Origin of the sequence: Limimaricola sp., from assembly GCF_016125575.1 — a bacterium.
In the GTDB taxonomy this organism is placed as follows: Bacteria; Pseudomonadota; Alphaproteobacteria; order Rhodobacterales; family Rhodobacteraceae; genus WGLM01.
Map to the genome: position 1 here is coordinate 484,544 of NZ_WGLM01000002.1, position 15,349 is coordinate 499,892.

At 65.3% G+C, this 15,349-nt stretch carries 14 protein-coding genes; 10 read left to right on the forward strand and 4 right to left on the reverse strand.

Annotated features, from left to right (window positions below; all coding sequences use genetic code 11):
- Positions 1–39: 39 nt before the first annotated feature.
- The 5 genes from GC146_RS03835 (at position 40) to GC146_RS03855 (ending at position 5,336) form a co-directional block, all read left to right on the forward strand.
- Positions 40–855, forward strand: a complete 816-nt coding sequence (locus GC146_RS03835) for a TIGR00282 family metallophosphoesterase (protein WP_291834559.1) — start codon at positions 40–42, stop codon at positions 853–855.
- Positions 852–1,799 (forward strand): DMT family transporter, encoded by a 948-nt coding sequence (locus GC146_RS03840; RefSeq protein WP_291834562.1) that lies wholly within the window; start codon positions 852–854, stop codon positions 1,797–1,799. The genes GC146_RS03835 and GC146_RS03840 overlap by 4 nt, the downstream gene beginning before the upstream one ends.
- The gene (locus tag GC146_RS03845) at positions 1,796–2,734 is read left to right on the forward strand and encodes a DMT family transporter (protein ID WP_291834564.1); all 939 of its coding nucleotides are present in this window, start codon (positions 1,796–1,798) and stop codon (positions 2,732–2,734) included. Before GC146_RS03840 ends, GC146_RS03845 begins: the two co-directional genes overlap by 4 nt.
- Positions 2,731–4,512, forward strand: a complete 1,782-nt coding sequence (locus GC146_RS03850; protein ID WP_291834567.1) for an SLC13 family permease — start codon at positions 2,731–2,733, stop codon at positions 4,510–4,512. The genes GC146_RS03845 and GC146_RS03850 overlap by 4 nt, the downstream gene beginning before the upstream one ends.
- Positions 4,513–4,586: 74 nt before the next feature.
- Positions 4,587–5,336, forward strand: coding sequence for a YebC/PmpR family DNA-binding transcriptional regulator (locus GC146_RS03855; RefSeq protein ID WP_291834569.1), 750 nt, complete (start codon positions 4,587–4,589; stop codon positions 5,334–5,336).
- Between the two features lie 6 nt (positions 5,337–5,342).
- Here GC146_RS03855 and GC146_RS03860 read toward each other — a convergent pair whose 3' ends face one another.
- Positions 5,343–6,056, reverse strand: coding sequence for an NYN domain-containing protein (locus tag GC146_RS03860; RefSeq protein WP_291834572.1), 714 nt, complete (start codon positions 6,054–6,056; stop codon positions 5,343–5,345).
- 103 nt (positions 6,057–6,159) lie between these two features.
- On the opposite strand from GC146_RS03860, the gene GC146_RS03865 reads away from it, so the two are divergent.
- Positions 6,160–7,068, forward strand: coding sequence for a DMT family transporter (locus GC146_RS03865; protein ID WP_291834575.1), 909 nt, complete (start codon positions 6,160–6,162; stop codon positions 7,066–7,068).
- Between the two features lie 28 nt (positions 7,069–7,096).
- On the opposite strand, the gene choV is transcribed toward GC146_RS03865, so the two are convergent.
- The 3 genes from choV to GC146_RS03880 all read right to left on the reverse strand — a co-directional run bounded on the left by choV (position 7,097) and on the right by GC146_RS03880 (position 9,946).
- A complete protein-coding gene (gene choV / locus GC146_RS03870) occupies positions 7,097–8,113 on the reverse strand; it encodes a choline ABC transporter ATP-binding protein (RefSeq protein ID WP_291834578.1) in 1,017 nt (338 codons plus the stop codon).
- The gene (gene choW, locus GC146_RS03875; RefSeq protein WP_291835742.1) at positions 8,110–8,943 is read right to left on the reverse strand and encodes a choline ABC transporter permease subunit; all 834 of its coding nucleotides are present in this window, start codon (positions 8,941–8,943) and stop codon (positions 8,110–8,112) included. Before choW ends, choV begins: the two co-directional genes overlap by 4 nt.
- A gap of 76 nt (positions 8,944–9,019) precedes the next feature.
- Positions 9,020–9,946, reverse strand: a complete 927-nt coding sequence (locus GC146_RS03880) for a choline ABC transporter substrate-binding protein (RefSeq protein ID WP_291834581.1) — start codon at positions 9,944–9,946, stop codon at positions 9,020–9,022.
- 94 nt (positions 9,947–10,040) lie between these two features.
- On the opposite strand from GC146_RS03880, the gene betI reads away from it, so the two are divergent.
- Genes betI through betA form a run of 4 tightly spaced genes read left to right on the forward strand, consistent with a single transcriptional unit; the run spans position 10,041 to position 15,297 of the window.
- Entirely contained in the window at positions 10,041–10,628 is a 588-nt protein-coding gene (gene betI / locus GC146_RS03885; RefSeq protein WP_291834583.1) for a transcriptional regulator BetI, read from the forward strand.
- Complete coding sequence (gene betC, locus GC146_RS03890; RefSeq protein WP_291834586.1) at positions 10,625–12,133, forward strand: choline-sulfatase; 1,509 nt, start codon at positions 10,625–10,627, stop codon at positions 12,131–12,133. The genes betI and betC overlap by 4 nt, the downstream gene beginning before the upstream one ends.
- A 42-nt stretch (positions 12,134–12,175) precedes the next feature.
- On the forward strand, positions 12,176–13,639 hold the full coding sequence (gene betB, locus GC146_RS03895; RefSeq protein ID WP_291834589.1) for a betaine-aldehyde dehydrogenase: 1,464 nt from the start codon (positions 12,176–12,178) through the stop codon (positions 13,637–13,639).
- Positions 13,639–15,297, forward strand: coding sequence for a choline dehydrogenase (betA, locus tag GC146_RS03900; RefSeq protein ID WP_291834591.1), 1,659 nt, complete (start codon positions 13,639–13,641; stop codon positions 15,295–15,297). The genes betB and betA overlap by 1 nt, the downstream gene beginning before the upstream one ends.
- The last annotated feature ends 52 nt before the right edge of the window (positions 15,298–15,349 follow it).

Genomic DNA, 15,349 nt, shown 5'->3' on the forward strand with positions numbered 1-15,349 from the left:
TGCTTGCTAAGGCCCCCGCCCGCCCCTAACAGGGAGGGCATGAAAATCCTGTTTCTTGGCGATGTGATGGGCCGTTCGGGCCGCGCCGCGATCACGGCAGAGTTGCCGCGCCTGCGGGCCGACTGGCGGCTGGATTTCGTCGTGGTCAACGGCGAGAACGCGACCAGCGGCGTGGGCCTGTCGCCCGATCATGCCCGCGCGATTCTGGCCGCGGGGGCGGACGCAATCACGCTGGGCGATCATGCCTTCGACCAGAAGGAGATGCTGCAGTTCATCGAGACCGAGCCGCGCATCATCCGTCCGCTGAACTATTCCAAGGCTGCGCCCGGGCGCGGTGCGCGCGTCTTCGAGGCGCCGGGCGGGCGCAAGGTGCTGGTGGCCCAGGCGCTGGGGCAGGTCTTCATGAAGCGGCCCTTCGACGATCCGTTCTCGGCGCTGGACGCGGTGCTGCGGCAATACCCGATGGGCGGGATGGTGCAGGCAAGCCTGATCGACATCCACTGCGAAGCGACGTCTGAAAAGATGGCGACGGGCCATTTCTGCGACGGGCGCGCCAGCATCGTGGTGGGCACCCATACCCATGTGCCCACCGCCGACGCGATGATCCTGCCGGGCGGCACCGCCTATCTCAGCGATGCGGGCATGTGCGGCGACTACAATTCGGTCATAGGGATGGACAAGGTGGAACCCCTGCGCCGTTTCATCACCGGCATGCCCAAGGGCCGGTTTGAACCCGCCGCCGGCCCCGCCACGTTGAGCGGGCTATATGTCGAGACCGACGACCGCAGCGGCAAGGCGACGAAGGTCGAGATGGTGCGGCAGGGCGGGCGGCTGGCGCAGGCGGAGCCGGGATGATCCGGGCCAGCCGGCCGGCGGCCGGGCCGGTGCTGGCGCTGTTGGGGATCGGCTGCGCCTGGGGCATGAACTTTCCTCTGAGCAAAATCGCCGTGACGGGCGGCTTTCGCAGTTTCGGGATCGTGGTGCTGAACGCGGCGATCGGCCTTGTGGTCATGGCGGCGCTTCTGCTCTGGCGGCGCAAGGGCCTGCCACTGACCCGGCCGGCGCTGATCCGTTACGTTTTTGTGGGCGTGCTGGGCACCGTCCTGCCCAATGCCGCCAATTATACCGCGGCCCAGCACTTGCCCGCGGGGATCATCGCACTGTGCATGTCGCTATTGCCGATGGTGGCCCTGCCGATGGCGCTGGCCGTGGGGGTGGACCGGGTCACGCCGATGCGAGTTTTCGGGCTCCTTTTGGGCCTGACCGGCGCGATGTTGATCGCGCTGCCCGAGGCCAGCCTGCCGGATCGCGGCAGCGTCATCTTCCTGCCCTTCGTGGTGCTGGCGCTGAGCTGCTACGCCTCCGAGGGCGTGGGCCTGGGCCGGTTGGGGCGGGCAGGACTTGATCCGTTGCAACTTCTGTGCGGTGCGACGGTGGTGGCCTTCGTGTTGGCACTGCCGCTGGCGCTGGCAACAGGGACGCTGGCGCCGCCGCATTGGCCTGTGGACCGGGCCGACATGGCCATCGTCTTCGCCGCGCTGAGCAATGTCGCGGCCTATCTTGGCTATGTCTGGCTGATCGGGCGGGGCGGTTCGGTCTTTGCCGCGCAGGTCTCTTACGTGGTGACGGGCGCCGGCATGGTCTGGTCGATGGCGCTGCTGTCGGAGGCCTACGCGCCGTGGATCTGGGCGGCGCTGGTGCTGGTGCTGGCCGGAGTGTTTCTGGTGCAGCCGCGCGCGGCCCCCGCACCCGCCCCGGTGGTGTCGCGGCCCCCTACGCCGGACGGACGGCTACCATGAGAGGCGCATTTTCCGCCCGCGCGGGGCTTAGCGCGGTACTGCTCTTCTGCGGGGTCAGCTGGGGGCTGACGGTGCCGCTTGGCAAGGTGGCGACGGGCACCGGCTGGGCTCCGCTGACGCTGGTCTTCTGGGAACTGGCGATTTCGAGCGTGGTGCTGGGCCTGATCGTGCTGGTGCGGCGCGACCGGCCACTCCTGACGCGCGATGCGCTGATCTTTTATGTCGTCGTGGCGTTTCTTGGCACGTTGATCCCCAGTTTCACCTTCTACACCTCCGTGCGCCACCTGCCTTCGGGCATCGTGGCAATTCTGATTTCGACCGTGCCAATGGTCAGTTTCCCTCTGGCAATGGCGCTGGGCACCGATCAGGTCGCGCCGCGCCGCCTGATGGGGTTGGGGCTGGGGCTGGCCGGTGTCGTGCTGATCGCCGCACCGGGCGTCAGCTTGCCGGACCCGGCAATGCTCGTCTTCTTGCCGGTGGCGCTGATCGGGCCGCTCTCCTACGCGCTTGAGGGTAATTTCGTGGCCTTTCGCGGCACCGGGCAGGCACCGGTTGCCGCGATGTTCGGCGTTTCGGTCATGGGCACACTGCTATGCCTGCCGGCCATTCTGGCCACGGGGCAGTGGGCGGTGCCGGTGATGCCTCCCGGGCGGCCCGAGGCGGCGCTGATCGCGGGCGCAGTCATTCACGGCGTAGTCTATTCGGTCTATATCTGGCTGGTCGGGCGGGCCGGGCCGATCTTTGCCGGGCTGATCGCCTACCTTGTCACCGGCTTCGGGGTGGTCTGGTCGATGCTGCTTCTGGGCGAACATTATTCGTGGGCGGTCTGGCTGGCGCTGGCGCTGATGCTGTCGGGGATAGCGCTGGTCCAGCCCCGCAAACGCGAAGAGGCTCCGGCCGACGCGGCACTGCCAATCGGCAAGGGGCCGGCATGATTGCCGCGCTGGGCGTATCACCGACACTGCAGGCGCTGATTGCGCTGGGCATCCTGCTGGGCATGCTGGCGATGTTCATCCGCGAGACCTACCCGACCGAGGTGGTGGCGATGGGCGGGGCCGCGTTGATGCTGCTGATCGGCCTTCTGCCCTATGACGCGGCGGTCGCCACGCTGTCGAACGCGGCACCCTGGACGATCGCCGCGATGTTCGTGGTGATGGGGGCACTGGTACGCACCGGCGCACTGAACGAGGTCAGTACGCTGGCCGAACGCTACGCTCGCAGCCACCCGCGGCTGGCGGTGGGGGGCGCGCTGGTTTTCGTGCTGGCGGCCTCGGCCTTTGTCAACAACACGCCGGTGGTGGTGGTGATGTTGCCGGTCTTCGTGCAGATGGCCCGCACGTTGAGTACTTCGGCTTCCAAGCTGCTGATTCCGCTCAGCTATGGCAGCATCGCGGGCGGCACGCTGACGCTGATCGGCACGTCGACGAACCTTGTCGTCGACGGGGTGGCGCGCGCGCAGGGGCTGGCACCGTTCTCGATCTTCGAGATCACGCCGTTGGGGGCAATCATCGCGGCGTGGGTGCTGCTTTACCTCTACCTCTTCGGGCGCCGCCTGCTGCCCGACCGCGATAGCATGGCGACGCTGCTTTCGGATCGCTCGAAAATGCGCTTCTTCACCGAGGCGGTAATCCCGCCCGACAGCAACCTGATCGGGCGCGAGGTGACGGGGGTGCAACTCTTCAAGCGCGACGGTGTGCGGCTGATCGACGTGATCCGCGGCGACGAGTCGCTCAGGCGCAACCTTGATGGCGTGATGCTGCAAGTGGGCGACAGGGTGGTCCTGCGCACCGCGATGACCGAATTGCTTTCCCTGCAACGCAACAAGAGCCTGCGCCGGGTCGATCAGGTTTCGGCGGTGGAGACATCGACCGTCGAGGTGCTGATCACGCCGGAATGCAAGATGGTGGGCCGCCGGCTGGGCGATTTGCGGCTGCGGCGGCGCTACGGCGTCTACGTGCTGGCCGTGCACCGGCGCGACAAGAATATCGGCCGCCAGTTTGACGAGATGATCGTGCGGGTGGGCGATACCCTGCTGCTGGAGGGCGCGCCGGGCGACATCCAGCGGCTGGCCGAGGACCAGAACCTAGGCGACGTCTCCAAACCTTCGGCGCGGGCCTATCGCCGCAGCCATGCCTGGATTGCCATCGCCGCGATGCTGGGCATCGTCGCGCTCTCGGCCCTCAACATCGCGCCGATCCTGCTGCTGGCCGTGCTGGCGATGGTGCTGGTGCTGGTCACCCGCTGCATCGACGCTGACGAGGCGTTCTCGTTCATTGATGGCCGTCTGCTCGCGCTGATCTTTGCGATGCTGGCGGTGGGTGCGGCGCTTGAGAGTTCGGGCGCGGTGGCGTTGGTGGCCAATGGCGCCGCCCCACTGTTGGAAGGCCTTCCGCCGCAGGTGGTGATCTTCGTTGTCTATGTCCTGTCGATGGTGCTGACCGAGCTTGTCTCGAACAATGCGGTGGCCGTGGTGATGACACCCATTGCCATCGGTCTTGCCCATGCGCTTGGCGTCGATCCGCGCCCGCTGGTCGTGGCGGTGATGATGGCGGCCTCGGCCAGCTTCTCCACCCCCATCGGGTATCAGACCAATACGCTGGTCTATGGGCCGGGTGGATACCGCTTCACCGATTTCCTGCGTATTGGCGTGCCTCTCAACCTGTCGCTGTCGGTCATCTGCGCGCTGGTCATCCCGCTGATCTGGCCGTTATAGGCTGGGGTTGCGGGGCGCGGGGCGGCTGGCATATAGAGGCCCGCAAACCGACAACAGACGACAAGAGGTCCAGCATGGCAGGCCATTCCAAATGGGCCAACATCCAGCATCGCAAGGGGCGGCAGGATAAACTGCGCTCCAGCATGTTCTCGAAGCTTTCCAAGGAAATCACCGTGGCTGCCAAGATGGGCATGCCCGACCCGGACATGAACCCGCGCCTGCGTCTGGCCGTCAAGGCCGCCAAGGCGCAGTCGATGCCCAAGGACGTGATCGACCGTGCGATCAAGAAAAGCCAGATGGGCGATGCCGAAAGCTATGACGAGATCCGCTATGAGGGCTATGGGCCGGGCGGTGTGGCGGTGATCGTCGAGGCGATGACCGACAACCGCAACCGCACTGCGTCGAACGTGCGGTCGACCTTCTCCAAGAACGGCGGCAACCTCGGCGAAACCGGTTCGGTCGGCTTCATGTTCGAGCGCAAGGGCGAGATCAGGTACCCCGCCAGTGCGGGCGATGCCGACACGGTGATGATGGCCGCGATCGAGGCCGGTGCCGAAGACGTGGAAAGCGACGACGAGGGACACTGGATCACCTGCGCCGATACCGATCTCAACGATGTCGCGACCGCATTGGAGGCCGCGCTGGGCGAATCGGAAACGACCAAGCTGGTCTGGAAACCCACCACCACGACCGAGCTGGACCTTGAAGGCGTCCAGAAGCTGATGAAGCTGGTCGAGACGCTGGAAGACGACGACGACGTGCAAAGCGTGACGACCAACTTCGAGGCCTCCGACGAGGTGATGGCCGCATATCAGGAAAGCTGAGATCGCTTAGAGGCCGCCAAAGCCCTCCGGGCGGAAGCGGACCAAGGCATTCGGTCCGCGCGGATCGAGGTCGTAGAGCGTCGGGCGATTGGCGAGGTAGGTGCGCCAGTTCCGCTCGGGCATGGTGCTGATGCGGGTGCCATGGTCGTGGTGCATCTTCTGTCCCAGAAGGGCAACGGGCATGCCGCGTCCCTTCGTGCTATGATCTGCGATCACCCCCCTGATACGCCGGTCGAGGTCTGACACGGGATTTGGCGCGGTGGCTGGAACGGTCGCGCTGGGCGGCGCCGCTTCTGCTTGGAGGACCGTGAAGCCGCTGCAGGCCAGCCGGAAGGCTTCTGGCGCCTTGGCTTCTCCCAGCCCCAGAACTGACAGCCCACGCTCTCGCAGGCGCTGGGCGATATGGGTGAAGTCGCGGTCGGCGCTGGCCAGAACGAAGCTGCCGATGTCTTGCGTCAGCGCCAGTTCCATCGCGTCGATGCATAGCAGGATATCGGCTGCGTTCTTGCCGTGGCCGGCGTGAATCGCGCGCAGACGCGGCTGGGTCAGCCAGTCCGAGGGGCGGTTCGCCGCAAGGTAGACGCGCGCGATGTCGACCCGGCCGTGGCGCTCGGCCTCGGCCATGATCTGTGCGCCGTACCTCGGGGCGACGTTGTCGCCGTCGACCAGAACCGCGACGCGTTGCGCCGACCTCTGGGCTAAATCCCTGACCTGTATCATGCGGCACAGGCTGCCAGCCAAATCAGGCGGGATTTTGGCCTTGCAGAGCCATTCCCGGTTGCGGCCACTTGCCTGTCCCGCCGGGCTCTGTCACGTCGTAGACATGACTGCATCGCCCGCCTCCGCCGCGCGTCCTGTCACCGGCATCCTGTTGATGGTCCTGACGGGGCTGCTTTTCGTCGGCGTCACGGCCGGGGTCAAGCATGTGGGGCAGTCGGTGCCGGCGGCCGAGGCGGCGTTCCTGCGCTATGCCCTTGGCCTCGTCTTCCTGATCCCGATGATCCCGCCGATCCTGCGCGCGCACCTCACGCGACAGCAGGTTCAGGTCTTTGCCTTGCGGGGCGCGGCGCATACCATCGCGGTGATCTTCTGGTTCTTCGCGATGGCGCGCATTTCCATCGCCGAGGTGACCGCGCTGAATTACCTCAACCCGGTCTATGTCACGCTGGGTGCCGCGCTGTTTCTGGGAGAAAAGCTGCCACCGCGAAGGCTGGCGGCCGTCATCATGGCGCTGATCGGTGCGCTGGTCATTCTGCGGCCGGGGCTGCGCACGCTGGGGCCGGGGCATTTCGCCATGCTGGTGACGGCGGCGCTTTTCGCGGTCAGCTACCTGCTCGCCAAGCGGCTGACGGCGACGGCCTCGCCCTTGGTCGTGGTCGGCATGCTGTCCTTGACCGTGACGATCGGGCTGGCGCCCTTCGCAGCCGCGGTCTGGATCACGCCGACATGGGACCAGCTGGGCTGGCTGTTCGTGGTCGCAACCTTTGCCACGGCGGGGCACTACACCATGACACTGGCATTCGCGGCGGCCCCACTGACGGTGACACAGCCCGTGGTGTTCCTTCAACTTGTCTGGGCGGTCACGCTGGGTGCCACGGTCTTTGGCGAGCCGGTTGATGCCTTCGTCGTGCTGGGCGGGTTGATCATCGTCGCATCGGTCAGCTTTATCACATGGCGAGAGGCGGTGGCGCGGCGACAGATTACACCAGTGGCGCCCGCCACCAAGGTGTGACGGCGGGCGTCCGTCCCACAAGTCGAGTCTAGTTCTGCCCTGCGGCGATACGGGCGAGGATGGAATCGGCGGTCACGCTGCCCAGTCGCCGGCCGGCCTCGCGTACGCTGAGGCTGCGCACCTGCTGAAGTCGTGCAATCAGATCGCGGACCGGCGTTTCTGCATCAACATCCGGCCCGTCGCCCACGCCTGCGCGCATCACGTCACGCGCAGTCAAGACGCCCAGCGGATTCATGTGGGCCACGAAATCGGCCACGTAGTCATTGGCAGGATCGGTGAAGATGTCGCGCGGGGTGCCGCATTGCACGATCCGGCCGCCCTCCATGATGGCGATGCGGTTGCCCAGCTTGAACGCTTCGTCAAGGTCGTGGCTGACGAAGACGATGGTGCGCTTCAGCTTCTGTTGCAGGTCCAGCAGCTCGTCCTGCAGGCGGTTGCGGATCAGAGGGTCCAGCGCCGAAAAGGGCTCGTCCATCAACAGGATCGGCGCCTCGGTGGCAAAGGCGCGGGCGAGGCCCACGCGCTGCTGCATGCCCCCCGAAAGCTCGCCCACCCTGCGGTCTGCCCAATCCGACAGGCCTACCAGCGCCAGCTGTGCCTCGATCCGCGTGCGACGTTCGGCACGCGAGATGCCACCCAGTTCAAGCCCGAGGCCCACATTGTCGCGCACAGTGCGCCAAGGCAGCAGGCCGAATTGTTGAAAGACCATCGCCACGGCATTCAGCCGAATGCGGCGCAGCACCTCTGGCGGAGCATGCGTGACATCGGTCATGTCCTTGCCGCCATGCACCCGCACCGCGCCCCGCACGACCGGATTGAGCCCGTTGACCGCACGGAGCAGCGTCGATTTGCCAGAGCCTGACAGCCCCATAAGCACCAGGATTTCGCCCTCGGCCACCGTCAGACTGCAATTGTGCACGCCCAGAACCTGCCCTGTGTCGCGCTGGATCTCGGCGCGGCTCTGGCCCGCATCCATCAGTGGCAGGGCTCGGCCAGGCTGGTCGCCGAAAACGATGCTGACATTGTCGAAGATGACGGCGGTCATTTGCGTGTCACCCGCAGCATCCGGTCAAGCACGATGGCCACGACGACGATGACGAAGCCCGACTCGAAGCCAAGCTTGGTGTTGACCGAGCCAAGAGCGCGCACCACCGGCACCCCCAGACCGTCCGCGCCGACATAGGCCGCGATCACCACCATCGAGAGCGACAGCATGATCGTCTGGTTCAGGCCCGTCATGATCTGGGGAAAGGCGTAAGGCAGTTCCACCTTCCATAGCCGCTGGCGGTTGGTCGCGCCAAATGCGGTGGCCGCCTCGCGCAGCGCCAGCGGTGTCGATGCAATGCCCAATTGGGTCAGCCGAATGGGTGCAGGAAGCACGAAAATAACGGTGGCGATCAGGCCCGGCACCATGCCAAGGCCGAAAAAGATGATCGCCGGGATCAGGTAGACGAAGGTTGGCAGCGTCTGCATCAGGTCGAGCACGGGGCTGACCCATTGGTAAAGCCGCGGTCGGTGGGCAAGGAAGATGCCCACAGGCACGCCCAGCCCCATGCAGATGATGCAGGCCGACAGCACCAGCGTCAGGCTTTCGGTCGTTGCCTTCCAATAGCCTTGGTTGAGGATGAACAGAAAGCCCAGAAAGACCAGCAGGCACGTTGTCCACTTGCGTTGCAAAGCCCATGTCAGCGCCACGAAGGCCGCGACGATGACCAGTGGCGGCGGGGTTTGCAGCAGCCATTCGATGGCGCTGATCATCGCGTCCATGCCGGAGGACAACCCGTCGAAGAACCACGCCATGTGCCCTTCGAGCCAGTTGAACGCCTGCTCCGAGACGACGCCTACGGGGATCTTCGCTTCGGTCAGCCAGTTCAGCATCGGCGGGCCTTTCGGGACGGGGCAGGCGGGCGGCCCCGGCAGGGCCGCCCGGATGATGCATGATCAGGTCAGATCAAAGACCAAGCGAGGCCTTGACCGCGGCCATCGCGTCGCCGCCGTCCTTGGTCGTCACGCCGTCCAGCCACGGCCCGATCGTGTCGGGATGCGCCTTGAGCCAATCGGTGGCGGCAACCGCCGGGTCCTTGCCGTCGTCAAGGATCGCGCCCATGATCTCGTTCTCCATCGGCAGCGAGAAGACGAGGTTTTCCAGCAGTTTGCCGACGTTCGGGCATTCCGTGACATAACCCGCGCGGGTGTTGGTATAGACCGTCGCACCGCCGAAATTGGGCCCGAAGATGTCGTCTCCGCCGGTCAGATAGGTCATATCAAAGCGCGCGTTCATCGGGTGCGGTTCCCAGCCGAGGAACACGATGGGCTGGTTCTTGGCATCAAGCCGGGCGACCTGCGCCAGCATCCCCTGTTCCGAGCTTTCGACCAGCTGCATGTCCTTCATGCCGTCGGTGTTATTCTTGATCATGTCGAGGATCAGGCGGTTGCCGTCATTGCCGGGCTCGATCCCGTAGATCTTGCCATCCAGTGCGTCGGCATGGGTGGCAATGTCGGAGAAGTCCTTGATCCCGGCGGCGACGCCCGCGGCGTTGGTGGCCAGCGTGTATTTCGCGCCTTCAAGGTTGGCACGTACGGTGTCCACCGTCTTGGCCTCGCGGTAGGGCGCGATGTTGCTTTCCATCGTCGGCATCCAGTTGCCGAGGAACACGTCAACGTCGCCCGAGGCGAGCGAGGTATAGGTCACCGGCACCGACAGAATCTTGGTTTCGGTGTCATAGCCGAGCGCCTGCAAAACCACGCTGGTGGCGGCGGTGGTGGCGGTGATGTCGGTCCAGCCGACGTCCGAGAAGGTTACCTTGTCACAACCGGCGGCGTTCGCCCCGGTCGCGGCGACAAGCGCAAGGACTGAAAGAGTGGTGGTCAGTTTCATGTGGCGTCTCCCTGCCGTTCGTGGCGGCGTTTATTGATTGATGAGTCAATAAAAACCACCTAAGAGTTTTTAGCAATCAGTTTTCGGGGACATCATGCCCAAGCTCGGGATGGAGCCTATACGCCGTGCGGCGCTTGTCAAAGCGACGATCGACGAGATCGGCGCGGTGGGCAATCTCGACGTGACGGTGGCGCGCATCGCCAAGCGCGCGGGGATGTCTTCGGCGCTGGCGCATCACTATTTCGGCGGCAAGGAACAGATATTTCTCGCCGCGATGCGCCATACGCTGACGCTTTACGGGGCCGAGGTGCGCGGCGCGCTCAGCATGGCGCAGGGGCCGCGCGCGCGGGTCGAGGCGGTGATCCGCGCCGGGTTCACCCGCGCCAACTTCCGGCGCGAAGTGGTAGCGGCATGGCTGAATTTCTACGTGTTGGCCCAGACCCTGCCCGAAGCGCAGCGCCTGCTGACCGTTTATCAGGGGCGTCTGCAATCGAACCTGACCCATGATCTGCGCAAGCTGGTCGGATCCCGCGCGCCCGATGTTGCCTTCCGCCTGGCCGGGTTGATCGACGGTCTTTACCTGCGCCAGGCGCTGGGCACCGTGCTGCCCCGGAACGAGGCGGTGGCCGATCAGGTTATCGCGCTTCTGGACCTCGAGATTACGAAAGGCCCCGCGACGTGACAGCCCCAAACTTTCTTGTCATCATGGTTGATCAGCTGAACGGCACGCTGTTTCCGGACGGTCCGGTCGCGTGGCTTCATGCGCCCAATCTGCGTGCTCTGGCGGCCCGGTCGGCCCGCTTTGCCACGACCTATACCGCCTCGCCGCTTTGCGCCCCTGCGCGCGCCTCGTTCATGGCGGGGCAGTTGCCCAGCCGCACGGGCGTCTATGACAACGCGGCCGAGTTCGCCTCGTCGATCCCGACTTTCGCGCACCATTTGCGCCGTGCGGGTTATCGCACCTGCCTGTCAGGCAAGATGCATTTCGTCGGCCCCGACCAGTTGCACGGGTTTGAAGAGCGGCTGACCACGGACATCTACCCGGCCGATTTCGGCTGGACGCCGGACTATCGCAAGCCCGGCGAGCGGATCGACTGGTGGTATCACAACCTCGGCTCGGTCACCGGGGCGGGCGTGGCCGAGATCACTAACCAGATGGAATATGACGACGAGGTCGCGCACAACGCGATGGCGCGGCTTTACGACCTGTCGCGCGGGCAGGATGCGCGGCCGTGGTGCCTGACAGTCAGCTTCACCCATCCGCATGACCCCTATGTCGCGCGAAAGCAGTTCTGGGATCTTTACGAAGACTGCGAACATCTGGAACCCGAAGTCGGATCAATTGACTATTCCGAACAAGATCCGCATTCAAAGCGGCTTCTGGATGCCTGCGACTATCGGAAATTCAACATTACACCAGAAAACGTCCGCCGCAGCCGTCGCGCCTATTTCGCCAATATCTCGTACCTTGATGACAAGATCGGACAGATCCTGAAGGTGCTGAACGATACAAGGCAGGAGGCGACGATCCTCTTCGTGTCCGATCACGGCGACATGCTGGGCGCGCGGGGGCTGTGGTTCAAGATGTCCTTCTTCGACGGTTCGGCGCGCGTGCCGCTGATGATCGCCTCGCCCGATCTGCCGGCCGGCCGGATCGACATGCCGGTCTCGACCCTCGATGTTTGCCCGACGCTGTGCGACCTCGCCGGCGTCAGCATGGATGCGGTGATGCCTTGGACCGACGGCCAATCGCTTGTGCCGCTGGCCTGCGGTACAGGCGACAGGGACACCGTGCCGATGGAATACGCCGCCGAAGGCAGCGAGGCGCCGCTGGTCGCCCTGCGCGACGGGCGTTGGAAATACGTGGCTTGCACGCTCGACCCCGAACAGCTGTTTGACATGGAAGCCGACCCGCACGAGCTGCACAACCTCGCTGCTGATCCGGCACATGCCGAAACGCTGGCCCGTCTGCGCAAGATGGCCGAGACGCGCTGGAGCCTGCCCGCCTTCGACGCCGACGTGCGCGAAAGCCAGGCGCGCCGCTGGGTCGTCTACGAGGCGTTGCGCAACGGCGCCTATTTCCCGTGGGATTTCCAGCCGCTGCAAAAAGCGTCGGAACGCTACATGCGCAACCACATGGACCTTAACGTTCTTGAGGAAAATCAACGTTTTCCCCGAGGCGAATAACCGCTTCATCTTGCTCCAAATACTCCCCCGCCGGAGGCGCTCATGCCCTATCCCACACAACCCACCGCCAGTCATTTCATCGACGGCGCCTATGTCGAGGACGCCGGGGGCGAGGTGATCGAGGTCGTCTATCCTGCGACCGGCGCAGTCATCGCGCGGCTGCATTCCGCGACCCCGGCGATCATCGACCGGGCGCTGGATGCGGCCGCCCGCGCACAAGCCGAATGGGCGACCTGGACCGGCACCCAGCGTGGGCGTGTCCTCCGACGCGCCGCCGACATCATGCGCGCCCGCAACCGCGATCTGTCGGTTCTCGAAACCTACGACACCGGCAAACCACTGTCCGAAACGCTGGTGGCTGATGCCACCTCGGCCGCCGATGCGCTGGAATATTTCGGCGGCCTCGCCGGCAGCCTGACGGGCGAGCATATTCCGCTGGGCGGCGGCGATTTCGTCTATACCCGGCGCGAGCCCTTGGGCGTCTGCGTGGGCATCGGCGCGTGGAACTACCCCACCCAGATCGCCGCGTGGAAGGGCGCCCCGGCGCTCGCCTGCGGCAATGCGATGGTCTTCAAACCCTCTGAAATGACGCCGCTTTGCGCGCTGAAGGTGGCCGAGATCCTGCACGAGGCCGGCGCGCCGGCGGGGCTTTACAACGTGGTGCAGGGGATGGGCGCGGTGGGTGCGGCGCTGGTGACGGACCCGCGCGTGGCCAAGGTGTCGCTGACCGGGTCGGTGCCGACGGGGCGCAAGGTCTATGCCGCCGCCGCTGCCGAGATGAAGCATGTCACGATGGAACTGGGCGGCAAGTCGCCGCTGGTGATCTTCGCCGATGCCGATCTCGACAGCGCCGTCTCGGGCGCGATCCTCGCCAATTTCTATTCCACCGGGCAGGTCTGTTCGAACGGCACGCGCGTCTTCGTTGAACGCTCCATCCGCCCGGCCTTTGTCGCCCGGATGATCGAGCGGCTGAACGCCGGCGTAGTGATGGGCGATCCGCTGGACGAGGCCACCAATTTCGGCCCGATGGCCAATGCCAAGCAACTCGCCATCGTCGAGGGCTACATCGCCAAGGGGCAGGCCGAGGGGGCAACGCTGGCCCATGGCGGCAAGCGGGTGGGCAACGAGGGCTACTACATCGAGCCCACGATCTTTACCGACGTGACCGACGACATGACGATTGCGCGGGAAGAAATCTTCGGCCCCGTCCTGTCGGTGCTGGATTTCGACACCGAGGAGGAGGCGCTGGCCCGTGCCAACGCGACGGAGTTCGGCCTGGCCGCGGGGGTGTTCACGCAGGACCTCACCCGCGCGCACCGGATGGTCGCGGGGTTCCAGGCCGGCACCTGCTACATCAACACCTTCAACCTTGCTCCGGTCGAGGCGCCGTTTGGCGGCGTCAAGATGTCGGGCGTGGGGCGCGAGAACTCCAAGGAAGCGATCAACCATTATTCCGAGGTGAAATCGGTCTATGTGGCGATGAACCCTTGCGAGGCGCCATTCTGATGCAGGCCGATTACGTCATCGTGGGGGCTGGCAGCGCGGGCTGTGCAATCGCCTACCGGCTGGCCGAGGCCGGGCGGCAGGTGCTGGTCATCGAACATGGCGGTTCGGATGCCGGGCCGTTCATCCAGATGCCCGCGGCGCTGAGCTATCCGATGAACATGCGCCGCTACGACTGGGGCTTTCAGACCGAGCCCGAGCCCTACCTGGGCGGCCGCGTCATGGCGACGCCGCGGGGCAAGGTGATTGGCGGATCCTCCTCGATCAATGGCATGATCTATGTCCGCGGCCACGCCCGCGATTATGACACCTGGGCCGAGATGGGGGCCGATGGCTGGGCCTATGCCGACGTGCTGCCCTACTTCAAGCGGATGGAGCACTGGCACGACGGCGGCCATGGCGGCGACCCGGAGTGGCGCGGCACGGATGGCCCGCTGCACATTACGCGCGGCAAGCGCACCAACCCGCTGACCCGCGCCTTTGTCGAGGCCGGGCGGCAGGCGGGCTACCCTGTGACGGACGACTATAACGGCCGCCAGCAGGAGGGGTTCGGCCCCTTCGACGCCACCATCTGGCGCGGGCGGCGATGGTCGGCGGCCAATGCCTACCTCAGGCCAGCGCTGAAACGGCCCAACGCGCAGCTTTTGCGCGCCTACGTGCGCCGTGTGATCATCGAGGACGGGCGCGCCACCGGGGTCGAGGTGGAGCGTGGCGGCAAGATCGAGGTGATTGGCGCGAATGCCGAGGTGATCCTCGCTGCCTCGTCGATCAACTCGCCGAAACTGTTGATGCTTTCGGGCATCGGCCCCGCCGCGCATCTGGCCGAACATGGTATTCCGGTGGTGGCCGACCGGCCCGGCGTGGGGCAGAACCTGCAGGACCATCTGGAGATGTATATCCAGATGAAGGCGACCAAGCCGGTCAGCCTTTTCACCTATTGGAACCTCTGGGGCAAGGCGCTGATCGGGGCGCAGTGGCTGTTCACCGGCACCGGCCTGGGCGCCTCGAACCAGTTCGAGAGCGCGGCCTTCATTCGCTCTGCCGCGGGTGTGGAATACCCTGATATTCAATACCATTTCCTGCCCATCGCGGTGCGATACGATGGCAAGGTGGCCGCGGGCGGGCATGGGTTTCAGGCCCATACCGGCCCGATGCGCTCGCCCTCGCGCGGGCATGTCACGCTGCGCTCGGCCGATCCGGCCGATCCGCCGAAGATCCTGTTCAACTACATGAGCACCGAGAAGGACTGGCACGATTTCCGCACTGCGATCCGCCTGACGCGCGAGATCTTCGCGCAGGAGGCCTTCGCCCCCTATCGCGGCGAAGAGATCCAGCCGGGACCGCAGGCGCAAAGCGATGCCGACCTTGACGCGACGATCCGCGAACATGCGGAAAGCGCCTATCATCCCTGCGGCACCTGCAAGTTGGGCCGCGCCGATGATCCGATGGCGGTGGTCGATGCGCAGACACGGGTGATCGGGGTGGACCGGCTGCGCGTCGCCGACAGTTCGATCTTTCCGCTGATCACCAACGGCAACCTCAACGCGCCGTCGATCATGGTGGGCGAGAAGGCGGCAGACCACATCCTTGGCCGCCAACCCCTGCCGCCCGCCAATGACGAGCCGTGGATCAACCCCAACTGGCGGGTCTCGCAGCGTTAACGAAGATTAACGAAATCCCCGGTGCCGCCTTGAAAGGGCCATTTCTTAACAC